2 protein-coding genes are annotated in these 1,560 nt (G+C 41.0%); one reads left to right on the top strand and one right to left on the bottom strand.

The features are described from left to right. Positions 1–200 (top strand): zinc ribbon domain-containing protein (locus tag O9295_RS22000; protein ID WP_288035369.1); only part of this gene is annotated, 200 nt, incomplete at its 5' end. Positions 201–803: 603 nt separating this feature from the next. On the opposite strand, the gene O9295_RS21995 is transcribed toward O9295_RS22000, so the two are convergent. Beyond that, positions 804–1,424, bottom strand: a complete 621-nt coding sequence (locus tag O9295_RS21995; protein WP_288035366.1) for a hypothetical protein — start codon at positions 1,422–1,424, stop codon at positions 804–806. Positions 1,425–1,560: the final 136 nt, after the last annotated feature.

Below are 1,560 nucleotides of genomic sequence, written 5' to 3'. Positions count from 1 at the left end.
TTAATTGTGGTCGGTTAATCCAAAAGTCTCTATCAGTTAGAACTCATGTTTGTTCCTGCGGATATGTGGAAGATAGAGACAAAATGGCGGCCTTGAATATACTCAAAAAAGCTACGATAGGGCATATCGGAAGCTGGTCGTCAGACCTAAACGCTTGGGGAGATTTAAGCTCTATCTTGGTTGGTAGAAATACCTGCTAAGACAACTTGAGTCAGTGAACCAAGAATCCCTCGCATAAGCGCGACGGGAGTGTCAACATAGTCACTTGAGCGGCAGGACAGGCAATACAATTGCCACTGCGCCAAGGGATTATCTAATGCAACCTACTGGACTGTTTCAGCTAATTTGGTGTATTAGAAAAATGCTATAAATTCTATAATCTAAGATTTTAAGCCGAAATCTATTGCCCTATTTTAGCTGAAACAGTCCACTAGGGAGTATTTTCGGCTCTCTTGGGGTCTTGGTAATGAGCAAATCTTATCGAAGAAAGGGCGTAGGCTATAGGGCCTTACCAGTCACGGCAGCTGCAATGTAGGGGCGCAAAGCTTGCCATTGGTGTCAACTTAAGGGAATAGCCCCCCAAATTTGTTGAGAGAGAGCATCCCTTTCCCTGTGTCGTTTCCTTTCAGCTTTAACTAGGCCGAAAAGTTTGGCTCGCTCGGCTAAATAACTGAACAATCTCTTGATTAAGAGAAAAGCCGACTCTATCCGCTGACTCCTAACCCTAACAAAAATTTTTGATTTTTACAATAGGTCTAATAAGACCAGCCTACTTATCTAACTTATTGTGGTCAACTTTTTTCTCATAATTGAACATCATTTATCGCCCTAACATCATTGGTAATGGTAACGATAATTCTTTGCAGCTTCGCACCTTGAAACTCGTAAGGAATCTCGTGTTTATATTGAGTTAGGAAGTTAGGAGTATGATTTGATAAAGTTCTTATAATATCGACATTTTGTTCGATGTTATTAATATACAGTTTCATCTTATCTATTGTGCTGTCACCCAACTTTTCATCGGAAGGGGCGATTATCTTTGGTTTGGCAAATGCAACTTTGAGTGTCACCTCGCTACTAAGACGAGGAAGATCACAAGTGATCTTCTGTTGTTGTCCTAACCAGTTATAGACATAACATAGTTTTCCCTGATAGATGTAGAAACTATGTCCACCAAAACATCCGCCGTGCGCCATCAGAACACCTTGTAAGTCCCCTTTAGCTTTGGAGAAATCAATAGTTGCTTCGATGGCATAGAAACGAGTGCTAATATTAGGGGCAACAGCTTCGGAAATTTCTGATCCCCCTGGATGATAGGTATAGCTAAATGTGGTATATTGTCGGTCATCAGAAAATGCTGGGGGACGTAATTGCGGAATTTCTCCACCCAATACCGCAGACCCAGAGCAATCTTCAAGTGGCATATATTGTTTAGCCATCGAAATCTCCTTAGTAATTGATAACGGAAAAAAGTGAGAGATTTAGCTGGAATTACACTGATGGACAAAATTAACAAACCAACTCTGCTGTAACTCATACTACTCAGTCTTCTATGCTAAG

This window comes from Microcystis sp. LE18-22.4A (genome assembly GCF_027531105.1).
GTDB lineage: Bacteria > Cyanobacteriota > Cyanobacteriia > Cyanobacteriales > Microcystaceae > Microcystis > Microcystis aeruginosa.
This window is presented reverse-complemented; position numbering and strand designations above follow the sequence as displayed.

What these genes read in the sequence shown, in the direction of transcription:
- O9295_RS21995 (WP_288035366.1), bottom strand. Translation starts at nt 1,424, where the DNA reads ATGCCACTTGAAGATTGCTCTGGGTCTGCGGTATTGGGTGGAGAAATT.